This is a genomic window from Vibrio sp. 10N.261.54.A5 (assembly GCF_041471145.1).
In the GTDB taxonomy this organism is placed as follows: domain Bacteria; phylum Pseudomonadota; class Gammaproteobacteria; order Enterobacterales; family Vibrionaceae; genus Vibrio; species Vibrio crassostreae_C.
The window spans coordinates 1-18986 of the sequence record NZ_JBFRNU010000024.1 but is presented as its reverse complement, the minus strand read 5'-3'; the positions used below and the strand labels follow the sequence as shown (position 1 = coordinate 18986).

At 45.1% G+C, this 18986-nt stretch carries 19 protein-coding genes; 4 read left to right on the top strand and 15 right to left on the bottom strand.

Features of this window, described 5'->3' with window-relative positions; genetic code table 11:
• Nucleotides 1-83: 83 nt before the first annotated feature.
• Both fadJ and fadI read right to left on the bottom strand, forming a co-directional pair.
• Nucleotides 84-2300, bottom strand: a complete 2217-nt coding sequence (gene fadJ / locus AB4329_RS07965; RefSeq protein ID WP_372137971.1) for a fatty acid oxidation complex subunit alpha FadJ — start codon at nt 2298-2300, stop codon at nt 84-86.
• The gene (fadI, locus tag AB4329_RS07960; protein ID WP_017060645.1) at nt 2300-3607 is read right to left on the bottom strand and encodes an acetyl-CoA C-acyltransferase FadI; all 1308 of its coding nucleotides are present in this window, start codon (nt 3605-3607) and stop codon (nt 2300-2302) included. The genes fadJ and fadI overlap by 1 nt, the downstream gene beginning before the upstream one ends.
• A gap of 553 nt (nt 3608-4160) precedes the next feature.
• On the opposite strand from fadI, the gene AB4329_RS07955 reads away from it, so the two are divergent.
• From AB4329_RS07955 to AB4329_RS07940, 4 genes are all read left to right on the top strand, one after another.
• Complete coding sequence (locus AB4329_RS07955; RefSeq protein WP_017060646.1) at nt 4161-4709, top strand: sigma-70 family RNA polymerase sigma factor; 549 nt, start codon at nt 4161-4163, stop codon at nt 4707-4709.
• A complete protein-coding gene (locus AB4329_RS07950; protein WP_060983667.1) occupies nt 4702-5430 on the top strand; it encodes a DUF3379 domain-containing protein in 729 nt (242 codons plus the stop codon). Before AB4329_RS07955 ends, AB4329_RS07950 begins: the two co-directional genes overlap by 8 nt.
• 297 nt (nt 5431-5727) lie before the next feature.
• Nucleotides 5728-6996: an outer membrane protein transport protein gene (locus tag AB4329_RS07945; protein WP_102332826.1), complete on the top strand. Its 1269-nt coding sequence runs from the start codon at nt 5728-5730 to the stop codon at nt 6994-6996.
• 296 nt (nt 6997-7292) lie between these two features.
• Nucleotides 7293-8597 carry an outer membrane protein transport protein gene (locus AB4329_RS07940; RefSeq protein WP_017068971.1) on the top strand — a complete coding sequence of 435 codons (1305 nt, stop codon included), beginning with the start codon at nt 7293-7295 and terminating at the stop codon, nt 8595-8597.
• A gap of 89 nt (nt 8598-8686) precedes the next feature.
• On the opposite strand, the gene AB4329_RS07935 is transcribed toward AB4329_RS07940, so the two are convergent.
• The 13 genes from AB4329_RS07935 to AB4329_RS07875 form a co-directional block, all read right to left on the bottom strand.
• Nucleotides 8687-9472, bottom strand: coding sequence for a VacJ family lipoprotein (locus tag AB4329_RS07935; RefSeq protein ID WP_372137969.1), 786 nt, complete (start codon nt 9470-9472; stop codon nt 8687-8689).
• A gap of 124 nt (nt 9473-9596) precedes the next feature.
• Nucleotides 9597-10817 carry a c-type cytochrome biogenesis protein CcmI gene (gene ccmI, locus AB4329_RS07930; protein WP_017066363.1) on the bottom strand — a complete coding sequence of 407 codons (1221 nt, stop codon included), beginning with the start codon at nt 10815-10817 and terminating at the stop codon, nt 9597-9599.
• Nucleotides 10817-11308 carry a cytochrome c-type biogenesis protein gene (locus tag AB4329_RS07925; protein ID WP_017066364.1) on the bottom strand — a complete coding sequence of 164 codons (492 nt, stop codon included), beginning with the start codon at nt 11306-11308 and terminating at the stop codon, nt 10817-10819. The genes ccmI and AB4329_RS07925 overlap by 1 nt, the downstream gene beginning before the upstream one ends.
• Entirely contained in the window at nt 11305-11856 is a 552-nt protein-coding gene (locus AB4329_RS07920) for a DsbE family thiol:disulfide interchange protein (protein ID WP_017066365.1), read from the bottom strand. The genes AB4329_RS07925 and AB4329_RS07920 overlap by 4 nt, the downstream gene beginning before the upstream one ends.
• A gap of 5 nt (nt 11857-11861) precedes the next feature.
• Nucleotides 11862-13832, bottom strand: a complete 1971-nt coding sequence (locus AB4329_RS07915) for a heme lyase CcmF/NrfE family subunit (protein ID WP_017060654.1) — start codon at nt 13830-13832, stop codon at nt 11862-11864.
• Nucleotides 13829-14311 (bottom strand): cytochrome c maturation protein CcmE, encoded by a 483-nt coding sequence (gene ccmE / locus AB4329_RS07910; RefSeq protein ID WP_017064106.1) that lies wholly within the window; start codon nt 14309-14311, stop codon nt 13829-13831. Before ccmE ends, AB4329_RS07915 begins: the two co-directional genes overlap by 4 nt.
• Entirely contained in the window at nt 14308-14514 is a 207-nt protein-coding gene (ccmD, locus tag AB4329_RS07905; protein WP_017060656.1) for a heme exporter protein CcmD, read from the bottom strand. Before ccmD ends, ccmE begins: the two co-directional genes overlap by 4 nt.
• Before the next feature lie 14 nt (nt 14515-14528).
• Nucleotides 14529-15269 (bottom strand): heme ABC transporter permease, encoded by a 741-nt coding sequence (locus AB4329_RS07900; protein WP_017068974.1) that lies wholly within the window; start codon nt 15267-15269, stop codon nt 14529-14531.
• Nucleotides 15270-15417: 148 nt separating this feature from the next.
• Entirely contained in the window at nt 15418-16086 is a 669-nt protein-coding gene (gene ccmB / locus AB4329_RS07895) for a heme exporter protein CcmB (protein WP_017060658.1), read from the bottom strand.
• Between the two features lies 1 nt (nt 16087).
• Complete coding sequence (gene ccmA / locus AB4329_RS07890) at nt 16088-16705, bottom strand: cytochrome c biogenesis heme-transporting ATPase CcmA (protein ID WP_017060659.1); 618 nt, start codon at nt 16703-16705, stop codon at nt 16088-16090.
• Between the two features lie 278 nt (nt 16706-16983).
• On the bottom strand, nt 16984-17496 hold the full coding sequence (locus AB4329_RS07885) for a DUF2802 domain-containing protein (protein WP_017060660.1): 513 nt from the start codon (nt 17494-17496) through the stop codon (nt 16984-16986).
• Entirely contained in the window at nt 17496-17990 is a 495-nt protein-coding gene (locus AB4329_RS07880; protein WP_017064109.1) for a chemotaxis protein CheW, read from the bottom strand. The genes AB4329_RS07885 and AB4329_RS07880 overlap by 1 nt, the downstream gene beginning before the upstream one ends.
• A gap of 72 nt (nt 17991-18062) precedes the next feature.
• Nucleotides 18063-18986 (bottom strand): chemotaxis protein CheW (locus tag AB4329_RS07875; RefSeq protein ID WP_372137967.1); only part of this gene is annotated, 924 nt, incomplete at its 5' end.

The window sequence follows — 18986 nt, the reverse complement described above, 5'->3', positions numbered from 1 at the left end:
TCATTCCTTTCACACTCGTTCATAAAACAGAAAAGCCCGCATCAATTGCTTGATACGGGCTTCTTAATCAATGAGTTAGAGAGTTACTTGTAGAAAGACTCACCCAATCCAGCACGTGTCAGTAGGCCATCACATGGCGCGAAACGGTCACCGTACTTCTTAGCGAAATCGTTCATCATCTCAACCAGTGACTTAATGCCGATTTGATCCATATAACGGAACGGACCACCTAGGAATGGCGGGAAACCGATACCGAAAATCGCACCGATATCACCATCACGAGGGCTGCGGATAATGCCGTCGTCTAGACAACGAACCGCTTCGTTTAGCATAGGTAACACACAGCGCATCGCGATATCGTTATCGCTCAACTTAGGATCTGGTTGCAGCTTAAGCAGCTTGTAAACTGACTTATCCACTTCCTTCTTCTTGCCTTTGTAAGTGTAGAAACCTTTACCACTCTTGCGGCCTTTACGATTGTCATTCAAAAGAATATCGAACACATCAGGACCTTGGAAACGATCGCCAAGCTCATTCACTAAAATCGGAATGATCTTCGCACCGATATCAACACCCACCTCATCTAATAAAGTGATAGGACCAACCGGGAAACCGAAGTCCAATAACGTGCTGTCGAGCTTTTCAATCGGCTCGTTCGCTAGCAGTAAATGCGCTGCTTCGTTCATGTACGGAGCAAGAATACGGTTCACATAAAAACCAGCCGTGTCTTTCACAACAATCGGCGTTTTACCTTGCTTCTTCGCTAATGCAACAACCGTAGAAATCGTCTCTTCTGACGTAGTTTCATGAGGGATAACTTCTACTAGCGGCATTTTTTCGGCTGGGCTGAAGTAGTGAAGACCGACCACGTTTTCTGGTCGCTGCGCCTTCTCCGCAATCTTATGGATTGGCAGCGAAGACGTGTTGGTCGCAAAGATAGTCTCTGGCTTGGCATTGGCTTCGATATCCGCAACCATTGATTGCTTAAGGTCGAGGTCTTCAAATACCGCTTCAATCACTACATCAGTGTGGTTGAAACTCGTAAAGTCGATACCACCAGATAGCTGAAGCATCTTACTTTCAAGACCCGCTCGGCTCAGAATACGACGCTTACGCTGCTTATCGAATAACTTAAAGTTGTAGTTAAGCGCGTTCAGTACACCCTCATTTGATACGTCTTTAATACGCACAGGCACTTTCGCTTTAGCAACGCTGACATGGCTGATGCCTGCACCCATAAGACCGCCGCCTAGCACACCAACACGCTTAACCGCTTTTGGTTCTGCGTCTGCGCCGTGTTCTTTTTTCATTTCCGTGGTTGCAAAGAAAATCGAACGAAGGGCTTTAGATTCAGAAGTCATAACCAGTTCAGAGAAACGCTTCGCTTCATACTGAAGGCCTTTGTCAAAGCCATTCTCAAGGCCATAACGAATCACGTCTAGAATCGCATCTGCTGCTGGGTAATTGCCGCGTGTTTTCTGATTGGTCTTCTTAGAAGCTTGTTCAAAAATCACTTTGCGACCAAGGCCGTTACGTGAAATCAGCTTCTCTTTGGTCGACGCTTGGCTTTTCGACGCAAGGCGCTTACCTTTTTTACTGCCCGTATTCTTTTCAACAAAGCTCTTAGCGACTTCAAGCAGGATAGTTTCAGGCACGCAAGCATCCACAACACCAAGCGATTTCGCTTTCTTAGAGCGCAGTTGTTTACCTGTAAGAATAAGGTCAAGAGAAGGCAGCAAACCGATAAGGCGAGGTAGACGCTGTGTACCACCAGAACCTGGTAGTAAGCCTAACTGTACTTCTGGTAGACCAAGACGAGTCTTATCTGAATCGGTACATACGCGGTAATCACACGCCAGTGCGAGCTCTAAACCACCGCCTAAACATGGGCCGTGAATCGCTGCGACTACTGGATACGGTAGTTCAGACAGAGTTTGGAACATCTCCTGCCCTTGGCGAGCTAGAGACTGTGCTTCGTCAGCCGTTTTACACGCATCAAGCATTCTTACATCAGCACCAGCGATAAAGTTATCTGGCTTAAGAGAATGAACGATTAGGCCCTTAACTCGGCTCTGCTTTTCTTTGAGTTGCTCGAAAATGGCTTTCATTTCTTCAGCAAAAGCCGCTTGCAGCGTGTTCATTTTCTCGTTTGGCACATCAATCGCTAACCAAGCAATATCTTGCTCATCGATATTGAGAGTAAATGCTGTCGCTTTCTTTTTGGTTGATTCAGTCGCAGAGGTTGAATCTGGTTGAGCGACTGTTTCTTTTTCTGTTGTTGCATCAAGAGTCGTAGACATTATTCTACCTCCAAGATCATTGCTGCACCTAAACCACCAGCCGCACAAGCTGTGTTCAATGCCAAGCCGCCACCGCGACGTTTCAGTTCACGTAATGTTTGAGTCATCATGCGCGCGCCAGTCGCTGCAAACGGATGTCCGTAAGCAATCGAGCTACCCAGCACGTTGAACTTCTCCATATCAATCTCACCGATCGCTTTGTCGCGGCCAAGATTCTTCTGTGCAAACTCATCGCTCGCGAACATTTTAACGTTAGCCAAAACTTGGGCAGCGAATGCTTCATGCATCTCGATCAGTGTAAGGTCTGACAACTCTAAACCGGTGTTCTTTAATACTTGTGAGGTCGCGTAAGTCGGGCCCATCAACATATCTGTTTCAACACCAATCGCTGAGAACGCATAACCACGAATATAACCAAGCACTTCTAAGCCTAGTTCTTTCGCTTTACCTTCGCGCATCAACATCACTGCTGCACCGCCATCAGTCAGTGGCGTAGCATTGGCTGCCGTTACACTGCCGTACTTTCTATCAAAAGCAGGACGTAGCTTAGCGTAACCTTCAACCGTTGAGTCGTGGCGAATGTTGTTGTCTTCCGCTAGATACTTTTTGTAAGGCGCCGGGAATGCAGTCATCACTTCGTCTTTAATCTTGCCTTCTTTCCATGCCTGAGAAGCCAAAGAGTGAGAACGGTGAGCAAGTGCGTCTTGAGCTTCGCGAGTAATACCATGCGTCTTAGCCATTTGCTCAGCCGTTTGTCCCATGGATAAACCGGTCGAGTATTCAGCAACTGCAGGTGGTACTGGCATCAAATCTTTTACGGAAAGTGTTTTAAGAATTTTCAGCTTTTGACCCATAGTTTTCGTTTTACTCAGCGCTAATAGATTTGCCGCTAACTTTTTCGAAACACCGATAGGCAATACAGAAGAAGAGTCCGCACCGCCCGCAATACCGATATCAATCGTGCCAGCCATAATGCTTTCGGTCACGTTAACTGCCGCTTGGAAGCTGGTCGCACATGCTCGTGTGACACTGTAGGCATCGGTATTGATGTTCATGCCTGTGCCCAACACGATTTCACGCGCAATGTTCGGCGCTTCTGGCATTTGCACTACTTGGCCGAACACAACTTGTTCGATAAGCGCAGGATCGACATCCGTTCTTGCAAGCATTTCGCTCACAACCATTTTGCCTAGGTCAACCGCAGGCACTTGGCTAAATTCTGTGCTCTGACGAGCAAATGGGGTTCGTAATCCAGCGACAACGGCAACACGTTCTCCAGAACGCGTTTTGACTTCCTGTTTGCCCATGGTTTCTCCTTAAAGTTAAGAGGTCTGACCTGAAGCATTGTAAAGAAGTTGTTAATTAAATCAAACGAGCGTTTAAATAAACGTGATACGAGTATCTCACTGTTTGAAAATATAACTGCGCATTCAGGCGAACCTTTTTGGGGGAAAGGTTGTCGTAAGAGACTAAACTATTGTAAGCAAAGACTGTTATCGCTGTGTAGGGAATGGTTTTCTTGAGGCAAAAAAAAACCACACAAAGCTGTGTGGTCGGAATGTATATAAAGCAATTAACTTAGCGCCAATTGAAATAATCAGTTTCCTGATTAGGAGAAAGTAAAGTCAGCCTTCAAAAGGAAGTGTCGTCTTGCTCAACATGCTAGCCACGAATGACTAACTAGACGACAAGGTGTACTATAACGGGTTCGAGGCCTTAGATTTTGAAGTAGATCAATTTTAATGTGATTTTACGATTTCCTGCCGATCGTTAGCTCTAAAAATATAAAAAACGAAGCACAACGTATAGAGGACAGCTATACGCAGAGCAATTATGGAGGCTCGTGTGTCAATAATAAAAATGTTTGGAAAGAAAACAGCCAAGCGTCCGGTCAACTCTGATATGGACAAACAAAGAAAATACGAAGCACTCGTGCGTGCCTATCATCGTGACCTGTTTCGCTACGCCTATTGGTTATGCAAAGACAAAAGCATTGCCGAAGACTTAGTTCAAGAAACTTGCCTTCGTGCATGGAAGTCACTCGATAGCCTTCAAGATGAAAAAGCCGCTAAATCTTGGCTGATTACCATCTTGAGACGCGAGAACGCTCGACGTTTTGAACGCAAACAGTTTGATCTGGTTGATATCGACGATCACGGTAACGATGCTAGTGTCAGCGATGACCCGCACCATCAGCACCAGTGGTTGCAAGCCCAGATCATGAAACTTGAAATTGATTACCGTGAACCTCTCTTCTTGCAAGTGATTGGTGGTTTTAGTGGTGATGAGATTGCCGATATTCTCGATCTCAACAAAAACACGGTGATGACACGTTTATTCAGAGCTCGAAATCAGTTGAAAGAGCTGTTGGATACAGAAGAGGCAGAGAGGGGGCAACATAATGGATGATTTGGAATTTCGTCGTCGTGTATTGTCGGAACCTAAACAACGTACACAAGATATTGTTGATGCGACCGCGAATAGCGAAGCCAATAGTAACTTCTTAGACGATGTACTAGCGCTTGATAAACAGATCCACTCTGCGATGAATGTGGATGTGCCAGACGATCTTGCTGATCGTATTCTGTTCAATCAGACCTCAAGCGAAGAAAGCAAAGTAGTAAGGCCAACGTTTGCGAGACGAGCAATGGCAATGGCCGCCTCAGTAGCATTCGTTGCAGGTTTATTAGTTGGCCAAGTGAATTGGGGAAATGCATTCGTTTCACCTGCGCAAGCTAGTTTAGTTGATACGGCGATGAAGCATGTTGTTGATGAGAAGAGCTTTGTTAGTAACATCGATGAACAGGTCACATCGCAGCAGATCAATGCAAAAATGAATCCATTTGCTTTTCAGTTTGATGATGCTTTCCCTTACCACGTCTATTACCTAAACCACTGTGGCTTTGGTAAATCTAACGCAGTACATATGGTCTTCCAAGGCGCAAAAGGCAAAGTAACACTGTTTTTAACCGGTATTCCGACAGACAAACCTATCGACTTTGATGAAAAAGGCATGTCCGGCTCGGTAACCCCCGTCGATGGCAGCAGCTTAATCCTTGTGGGTGAAAATGGTGAGGATGTTTCCAAAATCGCCGAAAAGCTGACAAAAATGATCAAACCAATGAGCTAATTCGCTCTTAAAGCCCCGTCACAAAAGGCCCAGCAATTATATTACTGATATTGCTGGGCTTTATTTATAAATAAACTGCAAAATCATTCACCCCACCAATACCTCTAGAGTTAAAACTCTAAAAAACAGCATTTCGCACCATTTTCGTGCCAGATAGGCGTCATTTCCATAATTTTCCACTCAAAATTTCCAATGGTCGGATTTGTATATCGTATACTTGCGAATAGGATCAGCCACCATTGAGCAATTGCTCAAATCAATCGCCCTGTAGAGGCGGATATATAAAGGAATAAATGAATGACTACCAACAACACGCGTCTGTTTAAAAAGTCTCTTTTAGCAGTAACAATTACACTGGCGTCTTCGCAAGCGATGGCAGCAGGTTTCCAACTTAACGCACAATCAGCTACCGGTATCGGCCGTGCTTTCGCTGGTGATGCAGTAATCGCAGATAACGCGTCAGTAATGGCACGTAACCCTGCGGCAATGGCACTGTTTGACAAAACTGAACTATCTCTTGGTTTTGAAAGCATCACTTCTATGATTGAAGTTAAAGACGCTAGCTACAATCCAGGTGGAGTTTCTTCTCCTTTGTCTTCAAATGCAAACTACGATGATGCTGGTGATACTTCTATCGCTCCAAACATCCACCTTATTGTTCCTGTTAATGACAAGTTTGCATGGGGTATCAACGCTTACTCTAACTTCGGCACTAAAACTGAGTTCTCTTCAGATTACGCTGGTAACGAGTATGGCGGTCTAACAGATGTACAAAGTGTTAACTTTGGCCTTGCTGGTTCATACCGTCTGAACGAACAATGGAGCTTTGGTGCTGGCCTTGACCTAATTTACGGAAAAGGCGAGCTTCAGCGACCAAACCCTCTGGGCATGCAAGGCGATGCTTTAAATGTCGATGCAGATGGTTGGGCTCTAGGCTTTAACTTAGGTACCGTATTTGAGCTAGATAAGAACAACCGTTTCGGTCTAGCTTATCATTACTCTCCGAAGCTAGAAGCTGAAGGCGATATCTCTTACTTAGGTACTGAGTACAAAGACGACACGTTGTACATGCCTTTACCAGATCTTCTTGAGTTCTCTGGTTACCACCGCATTGAAGATACAAAATTTGCAGTACACTACTCTGTTCAATGGATCGGCTGGAGCTCTTTTGACAAGCTAGAAGCTAAAGATGCTGGCGTATTGAATGACTACGAATGGCAAAACGGTATGCACTATGCCATCGGTGGTACATACTACCTAAACCAAACTTGGACATTACGTGCGGGTTACATGTACGACACAAGCGCACAGGATGAGCTAACTTCAATTTCAGTTCCAGACTCAGATCGTCAATGGTTCTCTGCAGGCTTCACATATCACCTAGACGAAAAGTCGAACATCGACTTTGGTTTCACTTACCTAATGGGTGATGATGTTGACGTAGAAGAGAAGACTGAAAACCCATTCTTTGGTGCACCAGGTCAACCACAATACCTTTCATCAATTACTGGTACGACACATGCTGATGCAATCCTACTGGGTCTGCAGTACAGCCGTAGCTTCTAATATAAGCTAATAAGTAATCTCCAAAGGGTCGCATAATGCGACCCTTTTTTATTACCTAAACCACTGACCTACATCAATTTAAGCTTACAACTGTAGCCTGCAAGGTCAATATATGACTACAAGTGTACGCTCAAACTTCGCAACACAGCAGAAACATTTAGATTATTTCTCTAATAATTAAACACATTTACTCATTAAATCCCTAAAACACTGTTTTATTCGAATTTCATTTTTAAAGCAATGACTCTAAACGTAGAATCACGCCACTAAATACTTATGATTCAGCGAACATAATAATGAAAATGAATAAGACTCTTCTATCTGCTGCAGTGGCAGTTGGACTACTTTCGACTTCTACCGTCACTCACGCGGCAGGTTTTCAACTAGCAGAATACTCAGCAACAGGCCTTGGCCGCGCATACGCTGGTGAAGCTGCAATGGCTGACGGCGCAGACGCACAATGGCGTAACCCTGCCATGCTGACTTACCTAGAAGGTACTCAGGTTTCTGTTGGTGCTATCTATGTTGACCCTAACATCGATATCGACGGTACTTCTACGTCCATGATGGGACAATCGACTTCGTCAAATTCTAGCGATTTTGCGCACAGTGCAGTAATCCCAAACTTTTATGTTTCTCATAAGTACAACGACAAGTTCGCATTAGGCTTTGCTGCTGGCACTAACTACGGTATGGAAACAGACCTAGGTAAAGACTTTGGTGGCGCAAACCACGGTAACGAAGCAAGTGTTACTACGATGGAGCTAAACCTAAACGCGGCTTACCAAGTACTTGAAAGCGTATCTATTGGTGGTGGTATTCGTTACATCATGGCTGAAGGTAGCTTTGGAGCGGTATCTACAGTTAACTCTCTAGTTCCTATGCCTCAAGGTACAGCTTTAAAATACATGGAAGGTGATGACACAGCGTGGGGCTGGCAAGTTGGTACCGCTTGGCAGATCAATGAAAACAACCGCCTTGGTTTTACCTACAAGTCAGAAGTAGACCTAACGCTTGAGGGCCACGCAAATGGTGTCGCTTTTGATGCTGTTGCTGGCGCTTTAGGTACTCCTGTGAAGTCAAAATATAACGGCTCAATGCAACTTGCATTGCCAGCAACCGCCGAGCTTGCAAGCTTCCATCAACTATCAGATAAAGTCGCTGTACATGCGAGCGTTAACTGGACTAATTGGAGTAGCTTTGAAGAACTAGTAGCTGACATCCCTGAATTCGGTCCTGCTCGAACTCAAGATATCAAGCAAGAGAACTGGGAAGACAACTACCGCTTTGCGATCGGTACAACTTACCAAATGACACCTAAGTTAGCTCTGCGCTCTGGTATTGCGTACGACACTTCAGCGGTAAGCGATGAACACCGTACTGCGACGATTCCGGAAACAGACCGCACTTGGTTGAGTATTGGTGCTGGCTACCAATGGTCTGAGCAACTAACACTAGACGCTGGTTTCACTTACATCCTAGCGAAAGACGCAAAAATGGTTGAAGATGACGCAAGTTCTGCGCCATTTGGTGGTGACTTCGAAGGTGAAGTGACTGGTAGCATCTGGTTAGTGGGCATCCAAGCGAACTACCGCTTCTAATCTACCGCCCTAAAAGTAGAAAATATTAAAAAGGCTCGATGTTGCATCAACATCGAGCCTGTCTTTTATCGGTTTTCTAAATCGTGTTTCTAGTAATCTTCTAGATAACCATCGATGAAATCTTCTTCTTCAAGGTCGACCTCTTCAGGTTCAATCTCGGCTTTGAAATCACGACGTTGAATGTAAACATCACGCGTTAATGCATATGGATCAGGAGAGTTATCCAAGAGCGCTTCTTGTGACACTAACTGAGCACGAGTTTCCATGCCTTCGAATGCCCACTTTCCTAAGCTAGCCCAGAAGTTCAAGAAAGACAGAGGCACATACATACCATCAACGGTTTCAGTTACTTCACGCGTTGTTATTGGGCCATAACCCGGCACCATGAAGTACGGACCATTTCCTACCCCGTAATGACCAATCGCATCAGAGAACGACTTATCATCGTACTTGGTGATCCCAGCTTCGCTAGCAATATCGATTAAGCCTAACAAACCAATCGTTGAGTTAATCCAAAAACGATTGAAATGGTCGAGTGCTTTTTCACCATTGCCCATAATAAGGTTATTCACCATGCTTGATGGTTCGTCTAAGTTGGCTAGGAAATTGGAGATACCAGAACGCACTGGCACAGGGGTGTAGTCAACATAAGCGAGGGAAACAGGGCGAACTAAGTAAGGATCTAGATATTCGTAGTTGATATCCCACATCGCTCGGTTGAAACCTTCAAAAGGATCATTGGAGTGGGACTCTTCGACGTATTCAGAGGTTTCGAGGTTATCATCGTCAACACTTTCGTCCGGCGCGCTTGAACACCCAACCGTTAAGCTTGCGATAAAAAGTAAACTCGAGAGTCTTAAAACACTGACAGACATATCACCTTTTCCATAAGGAATTCAAATAATAAAAAAGGCCAGCAATCGCTGGCCTCAATTGTTTGGCTAAGTCTATACCGTTTATCTGCAAATCGGAATAGATAACACCTATGCAAAGTGATGATTAATATTGCTTATTGATATCAATGGTAACTGGAGCGCCCAATTCAACCACTTCACTTTCACCGTACCAATCACCTTCGCGAGTTGAAACGTTGCCGTCTGTATCAAGCCTAGCTCTAACCATCAGTGTTTCAAGGCTAGACAGCTCTTGCCCTTCCAGCATGCTGTTGCCGTCATCTAGCACAACCGTACGAGGGAAAGTCCCTAGTGGGTAGCGTGCCGCTGCGATAGGCATTGGAGAACCATCAGCTCTGTGTACTGACACAATTAACACTGAGTTAGGGTCAGCATTCACGTCTGCAGATAGATCGAGCGTTACAGCAACAGTCTTACCTTGGTCGACACCCATAGTGTCGCCCATTTTCTTCTGAGCACTTTCAATACTGCGCGAAAGCATTTCATAGCGACTGTCTTGTGGACCAATCATCTGTTGCATGATGCTCCAGTACTTCACAGCACCCGGGTAGTCTTGACGCTCAAATGCATCGAACGCTAGCAGTGAGAACACACGAAGGTCGACGTAATCGTTTTGAATCAAACGGCTCAAAATCAAACGAGCTTGGTTTTGATCCGCTTCATCAGGTGAAAGCATCAGTGCTTGTGCGAAACCTAACTGAACATCTTCATTCTTAGGTTCAAGCTTGTAAGCTCGCTCCATAGAATCTTTTGCTGTTTCAGCATCACGGTTAGCCAGTGCAATACGACCGAGTAGTAACCAACCTGTTGAATCTTTTGGTTGGTAATGCAGACGAGTACGAAGCGCTAGAGTCAAATCTTCCAACTCATCATCCGTTAGTGCACCACCTTCCGATGACATTAGCTTTTTAGACAATTCAGGAAGGTTCGAGCTCACTTCTTGCCAGTGTTGAACTTTGTCCAACGCACCGAACTTAAAGTACATACCATAAGTCACAACGACGACAAGGATGATCGACGGTACAACCACACCAAGCGTAGAGATTTGAGTCTTCTTCATCTCTTCTTGTGCAGGAACATCATCAAGCAGAGACTGTTTCAAATCATCGATCAGTTCTTGTTGGTTATCAACAAGACCTTCCTCTGCTTCTACTTCTAACTCGACAAGACGGTCTTTATAGAATGCTTTGTTCAACTCGTCGCGAAGCATTTCGTCATTGTTTGCCTTCTTGTTAATGAAAGGCAGAACAATTAAGAAAATTGCCGCTAGCGAAAGGATAATGGTAGAAATCCAAAATAGAGTCATTACTTCTTATCTCCGTCGTTCTCTTCATCGAGTAACGCTTTTAAGCGAGCTTCTTTGTCTGCATCCCAGTCTTTATCTGACTCTACTGCCGCTTTCGATTTTGACTTTCTGCTTCGCAAAATGATCAAGCCAAATCCAAACACAACCACCGCAAACGGACCAATCCAAAGGATCGATGTTGCTAGTGTCAGTGGTGGATTGTAAGTCACAAAGTTACCGTAGCGAGCAATCATGTAATCAATGATATCTTGCTTCGACTTACCGTCTTTTGTCATCTCGTACACTTTTTGACGTAAGTCGACCGCTAACTCAGCGTTCGAATCACCAATCGTGTTGTTCTGACATTTAGGGCAGCGTAATGTATTGCTTAGCTCTTTGAACTGCTGCTCTTGATCTACGGTATCAAATTCATGAAATTCGATAGGTGCAGCAGAAACCGTCGCTGAGATTGCGAACGTAGCAAATAGAGTAATCAATGCCTTTCTAATCATTTCGATTCCTCCAACAACTCTTGATACATCGGCTCAAGCGTCGATGCCCAGTTGGTCGGGTTCACATCACCAACATGGCGGTAACGAACCACACCGTTAGCATCAATTAGGAAAGTTTCAGGTGCGCCATACACGCCGAGGTCAAGACCTAGCATGCCATTACCATCAAACAGGCTGATTAGGTACGGGTTACCCAGCTCTTTTAACCAACCAACCGCTTTATTGCGATCATCTTTGTAATTAAGACCAATGATCTTAACCCCTTGACCAGCAAGTTTGTTCAGGTAAGAGTGCTCTGCATAACAAGTAGGGCACCAAGTCGCCCATACGTTAAGAAGCAACGGCTCACCTTTAAAGATAGCTTGATCATGCAGCTTACCTGGTTGCTCTAAATCTTCTAGGTCAAACTCAGGCACAGGCTTACCAATCAATACGGATTCAAGCTTAGTTGGGTCATCACCCGACTGGTTGCGCATTAATTGCGTTGCAAAGATTCCAGCTAGAACCATGAACGCAATCAATGGAATGAATAAAATCTTCTTGTTCATTCGGATTAAGCCTCCTGCTCTTCAGCCGACTTTTTGGTTGGCTTACGGAAACGGTAACGACGGTCACTGATAGCAATAGCGCCACCAATCGACATGATCAAAGAGCCTGCCCAGATCCAACGTACAAATGGTTTGTAGTAGATACGTACAGCCCAAGATTTGTTGTCGTCTAAACGTTCACCCATCGCGATGTAAAGATCGCGCGTTACACCACGGTCAATCGCTGCTTCCGTCATCATAGACTTAGCGGTGGTGTAGAAACGTTTTTCAGCGTGAAGCGTGTTGATGTATTTGCCTTCTTTAGTAATTTCAAAGTCAGCAATGTAACCATCGTAGTTAGGACCATCTTTGTCACGAACCCCTGTAAACAGGAAGCTGTATTCTTCAAGCTGGTAGCTTTCACCTGGCGCCAGACGCACATCACGTTCGATGCTGTAGTTTTGCACCATCGCGATACCAATCACTGTCACGGCTAAACCAATGTGACCACACATCATTGCCCAGTGGCTTCGAGGTAGCTTAGTTAGACCTTTCAGGAATGTGTGACGGTGAGTCGCACGTTCATGCAACTCAAAGCCGTGCATGAAGATAATCCAGAACGCCATTACCCAACCAGCAAACGCAGTACCACTGAAGCGGTCGGCCAATAGAGCAACCATTAGCGCACTCAAGCCCAGTGAGAATGCACCTGAAATCAGCATTGGTTTAACAAGCTTAGACAGGTTGTCACGTTTCCAGCGGATCAGAGGACCGATACCAAGCAAGAACGAGAACGGAATCATTAACCAAAAGAACAGCATGTCAAAGAATGGAGCACCGATAGATACCGAGCCCAAGCCTAACTGTTTGTGAACTAATGGCAGTAGCGTACCGACTAATACAACGACAAGCGCTGCAATCAATAAGATGTTGTTACCAAGCAGTGCGTTTTCACGAGAAACCAAATCGAAGTTACCGCGAACACGAACCGATGCGCCTTTAACCGCGAACAACAGCAGTGAACCACCAATAACAAAGACTAGGAAACCTAGAATAAACATACCACGAGCAGGATCCGACGCGAATGCGTGAACAGATACCAAGATGCCCGAACGAACTAAGAATGTACCTAGTAAGCTTAGCGAGAATGCAGAGATAGCCAGCAATACTGTCCAAGCTTTAAATGTGCCACGCTTTTCAGTTACCGCTAGTGAGTGCATTAGAGCAGTACCAGCCAACCAAGGCATGAATGAAGCGTTTTCTACTGGATCCCAGAACCACCAGCCACCCCAGCCAAGTTCGTAGTAAGCCCACCATGAACCTAGTGCGATACCTACCGTTAGGAATAACCAAGCTGCGATTGTCCAAGGACGTGACCAACGAGCCCATGCCGTATCAAGACGACCACTCATTAGAGAAGCGATTGCGAAAGAGAACGCAACAGAGAAACCTACATAACCCATGTAAAGCATTGGCGGGTGAATAATCAAACCCGGGTCTTGCAGTAGTGGGTTCAAGTCACGGCCATCTACAGGGAAGAAAGGCAATGTACGTAGGAACGGGTTAGACGTTACGATAATGAACAGCAAGAAGCCGACAGTAATCAAACCCATGATAGCCAGTACGCGAGCCACAGACTCTTGAGGCATACCACGACTAAACGTCGCTACAGCAACCGTCCAACCCGCTTGGATAAGAACCCAAAGCAGTAATGAACCTTCGTGAGCGCCCCAAACCGCCGTAATTCGGTAGTACCAAGGCAGTTGGCTATTCGAGTTACTTGCTACGTATTGAATCGTAAAATCATTTGTGTAGAACGCGTAACACAGGATAAAGAACGAAATCGCTAAGAATCCGAACATACCCCACGACAACGGTCGTGCGCTGTTCATCAATAATGTGTTATTTCGAGCGGCTCCATACAGTGGGAGCACGCTTAGCAGCAATGCAAGTCCCAAGGACAGGATCATCGCAAAATGGCCGATCTCGGCTATCATTGAGCATTTCCTTCTTTTTGTTCAGTCGTGTATTGCAAAGGCTCATGGGTTTTCTTCATTGCTTCCGCAACTTCAGAAGGCATGTACTCTTCATCGTGCTTTGCCAACACCTCAAACGCTTCGATTGTCGTTGCATTTTTAAGAACACCCTGAGCAACAATACCTTGGCCTTCACGGAAAAGATCAGGAAGGATGCCATCGTATAGAATTGTTACTTTAGGGCCTACATCTTGCAAATCAAAGCTTACACGTAGTGATTCATTGTCACGGCTTACAGAGCCGACTACGACCATGCCACCAATACGTAGGCGTTGACCAACTTCAGGTTTCTTACCATCTTTGCCGTTGACCAGCTCAGTTGGTGTGTAGAACAGATCCATGTTCTGGTTAAGTGCGTAAACCATCAATCCAACAGTCGCACTGATACCAAAAAAGATCGCTAAGACAATGCCCAGCCTCTTTTTACGTCTTGGGTTCATAGAGTGTTCTCCATATTTTTTGCTGCATCGATACGAGCTTGACGATCAATCTTAGCTTGTACTTCATTTAGTAATTGCTTACCACGACGAACGCTTACGACCAGTAAAATGATCATCGCGAGGAATGTGATTCCAAATGCACTCCAGACATACGAGGCATAACCTCCCATGGCTAAGAAATCACTCAAAGATTCAAAATACATAATTACCTACCCTACTACGCTTTTTCAGCCGCAAGCTTGCGAACCCATGGACGGTGACTCTCTTTACTGATGATTTCGTTACGGAAACGAATCATGGTTAAAGCGCCAAAGAAGAAAGCGAAGCCGAAGATGTTAAGAAGAAGCGGCCATAGCATGTCACTTGAGATCGAAGGTTTTGCGAACTTAGTAATGGTCGCGCCTTGATGAAGTGTATTCCACCACTCTACAGAGAAGTGAATGATAGGGAGGTTGATGACACCAACGATAGCCAAAATGCCTGCCGCTTTCGCTGCTGTTTTTTGGTCGTCAAAAGCGTGGTGTAGTGCAATCACACCCAAGTATAGGAATAGAAGAATCAGCTCTGAGGTTAAACGCGCATCCCAAACCCACCAGGCGCCCCACATTGGTTTACCCCAAACAGCGCCGGTTAGTAACGCAATGAAGGTAAACACAGCACCAATCGGTGCCATCGCCAGTGCGGCCATGTCTGATAGCCTTACCTGCCATACCAAACCGATAAAGGCAGCAATCGCCATCGACATGTAAACGCCCATAGACCAGATTGCAGACGGTACATGGATGTAGATGATACGGAAGCTATCGCCTTGTTGGTAATCAGAAGGCGCAAATGCAAGCCCCCACACGGTACCGACGGATAGACACAATAGCGCTAGGATCGAAAACCATGGCAAAAGTTTACCAGCAAGCTGATAAGAGGTTTCTGCTTTGGCATAGGGATGGAGCCATTTCCACATGTTGTAATCTCACTCTTACTTCATATTGCTTACAGCTATTAAAGCTATAATTATAATAATTTTATTTGTCTTGCTTTCAGTTTTATTGACTCTATGAGTCCAATCGACACATTTGGTTCACATTGGCTATACGATAACGGAACCCCAATCAGTTCACACTTACTCTAAGTGCGGCACTGATCGCAAAAGGCGTCATAGTCATCGCACCCATTAACATTGCCCCAAGCACCGCCAATTGACCGTTGTATGCAACGCCCAAAGCCGCAGCGTCAATTGCTGACGTCGCGAAGATTAAAATGGGGATGTAAAGCGGCAAGATTAACAGGCTTAACAGGACTCCGCCCTTCTGTAACCCAACGGTTAACGCAACACCAATCGCACCAATAAAACTCAATGCGGGTGTTCCTACCAGCAAGGTCAACACAACTGAGAGCCATGTATCAAAATCTAAAGACAACAAAACAGCCAATAATGGGCTGATTAAAATCAATGGTAACCCGGTCAACAACCAGTGTGCTATGACTTTGGACAATACTACCAACTGCAACGGGATTGGCATCAGCATCATCTGTTCAAGGGCGCCATCTTGAAAATCATCACGGAAAAGACGCTCTAAAGAGAGCAATGCAGAGAGCAAAGCGGCCACCCAAACAATACCCGCAGCAATACGCGCAAGTAGGTTTGGCTCTGGGCCAATACTCAAAGGGAAAAGCGTGATAACAATGATGAAGAACCACAAAGGGTTAAAGATATCCGCTTGACGTCGAAACGCGATAAGCAGTTCGCGTCGGATAATCGTGGTCATTGAAGAGATCATATTACTCACCCAACTTTATTTTTCTTAGTTTCGGGCTATCAGCAAACATATCTTGGTGTGTGGTTAACAACACAATGCCACCGTTGTCTGCATGCTGAGAAAAAAGAGATTCGAGAACTTTCACGCCCTGCTTATCAATGGCAGTCAGCGGCTCATCAAGAATCCACAACATTTGCTTGCTCAACCAAAGGCGAGCCAACGCAACTCGGCGTTGTTGGCCTGCTGAAAGTTGCCCCGCAGGTACGTCTTCTCTGCCCGCAAGCCCGACTTGAGCCAGCGCGTGATAAAGCTCTTCTTTGCTGGTACCGCCACTGTGAATCGACTGATAAAAGCTCAGATTCTCATAAGCACTAAGCTCGCGCTTTACGCCTGTTTGGTGACCAAGAAAAAGTAAATTTTGATGATAAACATCTCGACTCGATTCAATAGACTCACCGTCCCAAGAGATAGTGCCGTCATCGCGATCGCCTAAGCCAGTAATAATCCTAAGGAGTGTCGTTTTCCCGGTACCGTTACGACCTTCAACTTGAACCAGCTCACCTGGTTTCAATTGAAAAGACAACGATTCAAACAGAATCCTGTCGTCACGAATAGCAGTTAAATTTGAGACTTCTAGCATAGGTAAATTTAGTCGAGTAATGAGAGCGCTATAGTAGCACACCAACATGGTGACAAAACAGGACTAGGCGTTTTCGATAGAACAAAGTCGGTAAGAAACTGTTACCACCTCATCACAATTTACACATTTTCATCAACAAACAAGATATTGTCGTAGATACAAGCACTTATAAACATCGTTCTATATAGATCGGACAGGCATAAAAAAAGAAGCCGAAGCTTCTTTTAAGAGGAATACGTAATAAACATCAATTGCTCAATACGAATTAAGCGCTCAATTTAACGACGTCGAGGCGGGTCTCTGCGATCGCGAGAGGCATCGGGTTGCTGATCGTACGATGAAGGGTCGCTTCGTAATGAAGGAATTTTCTCTTTACCAGCAAGCTTGTTCTGCAGAGACATCATCAGCTCAGCTTCTGCTTTGGGTAATTCACATTCTTCAATTAACTCGTTAATCCCAGCGCCAAGCTGAACCATTTTCGTTGCACGTGTGTACAAACGTCCATCGGTATCCGCATGTTCCAGCTCAACAATACGTTCATTCAAATGTTTGATAAGATCTTGTTGTTCAGTCACTTTCTGGCCAAGGCCAACCACAACAGAGCGAACCTCAAGTAATTGCTTACTCGATTTTTGAAGCTCTTTGTCCAAGTTACGAACTTGCAGGCGTGACTGATCGAGCTGCTTTTGAATCGCACGTTTTACTTTGCTAATCAAAATCAGGATAAATAACGTAAAAACCCCAACGCCTGATATCAGAGCGACAGGGCTTAAAGGAAGCGCTTCAAACATTACAGGTGAGCCATCTCATCCCATTCGTCTTCGCTTAGTAGTTTGTTTAGATCTACTAAGATAAGTAGCTTGCCATCTCGGTTACTTACACCTTGGATGAACTTAGCACTTTCATCAGTACCAACACTTGGCGTTGTGTCGATTTCAGAAGAACGCAGGTAAACCACTTCAGCAACGCTATCTACTAGAATGCCAATTACTTGACGCTCAGATTCAATAACGATGATACGAGTGTTGTCTGTGATTTCACCTTGCATCAAACCAAAGCGAGAACGAGTGTCGATAACAGTAACAACGTTACCACGTAGGTTAATAATACCTAGAACGTAATCTGGAGCACCCGGTACTGGAGCAATTTCGCTGTAACGTAGTACTTCACGTACTTGCATTACGTTGATGCCGTAAGTTTCTTCTTCTAGCTGGAAAGTCACCCATTGAAGTACTTCATCATTCGTTTGCTCTTTTCTTACTTCAACTTCACTCATATGAGACATAGATAATCCTCTTGCCGTCGTTACCGACCACTATTATTAACTTGATGCTTATTGTTAGCCCAATGCTTATTACTAGCTTAATGCTTTTACATCTAGCCCTGCGTTTAGCATGGCGATTAATGCTTCAACATGAATCAAAGCACACATTTTTTCTTTTACCATACCAGCGAGCCATGGGCGTTTCCCTGCCATTTCTCGCCAACGTACTTTGTCTGTATTAAGTAGCTCGGTGCCTTTGAGCTCGGTGCCCGCAAGGCCCCACAAGCTCTCTCCAAGCATCACTATATATTGATAGTTTTCTTTGTATTCGTCACCTGATAGTTTCTCAGACATCACCCATTTTGCGGTGTCGACCACATCTAGCTGACTATCACGGTTGGTTTGTAAACCCAAATACCAAGCTGGCTTACCAATGATATGACTTAACTCTTCAAGGCGATGGATGCCGCCAAGCTCATCAAGTGGCACCGCAAAGGTCACGCCGTTTACATCAAAATACAAGACTTGAAAGTCTTCTTTGCGAACCGTACTTTCCCAAGAGGTAAACTGGTCAGCACCTCCGGCTTGAGTTTCTGGTTCAATAACTGTCTCGGGCTCAGGAACGTCAAGTTCAGGCTCAACAGCCTTAACTTCTGCTTGTTCCGTCGCTAACGGTTCAGCTTGTAACTCTTCAATTTGCTGCGATTCAACAGGTGGCTCTACAACAATTGATAAATCGGGTTCTGGAAGATTCCAATCCTGAATCTCTGGCTCTTCGAACACTTGAACAGACTCAACCGCGACATCAAACATTTGCATGTCTGCTTGCTGGGCGATTTTCTGGGTGTTCTGATCCATCAACTCATCAAGGTTCAGTTCATCAACAACATTGGTCGCCTCTAAACGGCTGAGTAGTTTCTGAACATCTTCAAGGTTAGGAACCTCAAACTCAGCCGCGCGTATTTCTGCGTAGCTTGAGTGGTGACTCGAAAATTGGCGCTCTGGCTCTGGCTCTGG

Excerpts from the sequence above, each read along its gene's own strand:
- AB4329_RS07935 (WP_372137969.1), bottom strand. The coding sequence starts at position 9,472 with ATGTCTGTCAGTGTTTTAAGACTCTCGAGTTTACTTTTTATCGCAAGC.
- ccmD (WP_017060656.1), bottom strand. The coding sequence starts at position 14,514 with ATGTATTTTGAATCTTTGAGTGATTTCTTAGCCATGGGAGGTTATGCC.
- AB4329_RS07920 (WP_017066365.1), bottom strand. The coding sequence starts at position 11,856 with ATGAACAAGAAGATTTTATTCATTCCATTGATTGCGTTCATGGTTCTA.
- AB4329_RS07955 (WP_017060646.1), top strand. The coding sequence starts at position 4,161 with ATGTTTGGAAAGAAAACAGCCAAGCGTCCGGTCAACTCTGATATGGAC.
- AB4329_RS07885 (WP_017060660.1), bottom strand. The coding sequence starts at position 17,496 with ATGTTTGAAGCGCTTCCTTTAAGCCCTGTCGCTCTGATATCAGGCGTT.
- ccmB (WP_017060658.1), bottom strand. The coding sequence starts at position 16,086 with ATGATCTCTTCAATGACCACGATTATCCGACGCGAACTGCTTATCGCG.
- ccmI (WP_017066363.1), bottom strand. The coding sequence starts at position 10,817 with ATGACTCTATTTTGGATTTCTACCATTATCCTTTCGCTAGCGGCAATT.
- AB4329_RS07925 (WP_017066364.1), bottom strand. The coding sequence starts at position 11,308 with ATGATTAGAAAGGCATTGATTACTCTATTTGCTACGTTCGCAATCTCA.
- fadJ (WP_372137971.1), bottom strand. The coding sequence starts at position 2,300 with ATGTCTACGACTCTTGATGCAACAACAGAAAAAGAAACAGTCGCTCAA.
- AB4329_RS07950 (WP_060983667.1), top strand. The coding sequence starts at position 4,702 with ATGGATGATTTGGAATTTCGTCGTCGTGTATTGTCGGAACCTAAACAA.
- AB4329_RS07900 (WP_017068974.1), bottom strand. The coding sequence starts at position 15,269 with ATGTGGAAATGGCTCCATCCCTATGCCAAAGCAGAAACCTCTTATCAG.
- ccmE (WP_017064106.1), bottom strand. The coding sequence starts at position 14,311 with ATGAACCCAAGACGTAAAAAGAGGCTGGGCATTGTCTTAGCGATCTTT.
- ccmA (WP_017060659.1), bottom strand. The coding sequence starts at position 16,705 with ATGCTAGAAGTCTCAAATTTAACTGCTATTCGTGACGACAGGATTCTG.
- AB4329_RS07915 (WP_017060654.1), bottom strand. The coding sequence starts at position 13,832 with ATGATAGCCGAGATCGGCCATTTTGCGATGATCCTGTCCTTGGGACTT.
- AB4329_RS07940 (WP_017068971.1), top strand. The coding sequence starts at position 7,293 with ATGAAAATGAATAAGACTCTTCTATCTGCTGCAGTGGCAGTTGGACTA.
- AB4329_RS07880 (WP_017064109.1), bottom strand. The coding sequence starts at position 17,990 with ATGTCTCATATGAGTGAAGTTGAAGTAAGAAAAGAGCAAACGAATGAT.
- AB4329_RS07945 (WP_102332826.1), top strand. The coding sequence starts at position 5,728 with ATGACTACCAACAACACGCGTCTGTTTAAAAAGTCTCTTTTAGCAGTA.
- fadI (WP_017060645.1), bottom strand. The coding sequence starts at position 3,607 with ATGGGCAAACAGGAAGTCAAAACGCGTTCTGGAGAACGTGTTGCCGTT.